Annotated in this window: 1 pseudogene; it reads right to left on the bottom strand. The window is 41.4% G+C overall.

The window, feature by feature from the left end:
- A pseudogene (locus I6F65_RS21610) lies at window positions 1-529 on the bottom strand (transposase); the annotation flags it as partial.

The raw sequence follows: 529 nt of genomic DNA, 5'->3' as shown, positions 1-529 counted from the left end.
CTTCGCTGTTAAACCCACTGTCTGCGGTGAATTTGATGGTATGCTCATCTTCCATTTTTTCTGTATTGAGTTTAGCGAGTTGCTGTTTTAATTGTGCAACGGCTGGCTGTAAAGTTTGTTGCTCGCCTACTGAGCCCCACGCTTGTGCTTGCAGGATAATTTGGTGTTTATCATCGTTTATCGCTATGCCGTTGTAACCTTGGATTGTGCCTTTTGAGGTCGTCATTTTTGCACTATCTGGATCAGTGATATTACTTTTAACAGGCTTGCCTTTACTGCCTGTTTTCTCTTCGTGAGTGGCTAAAAACTCGGTGATTTTATCTGCACTTTTATCTAGCTTTTCTTTTTGTTTTAAATCCTGAGTTATCAATTCTTCGCCCAGTCCATCTTGTGATTGGTGGCGTTCAATAATACGTTTGCTTGCGCGTTCTAGTTTTGCTTTTTTGCGACCTAACTCATCGAATGTGCCACTCCACTCTTTACTCGCATTGGACTTTAATTTACACCCATCAATGACAAACATGTTGCG

The organism is Pseudoalteromonas sp. SWXJZ94C (assembly GCF_015864385.1).
Lineage (GTDB): Bacteria > Pseudomonadota > Gammaproteobacteria > Enterobacterales > Alteromonadaceae > Pseudoalteromonas.
Note: the sequence above shows the minus strand (reverse complement) of the source record. Positions and strands in the feature narration are given on the sequence as shown.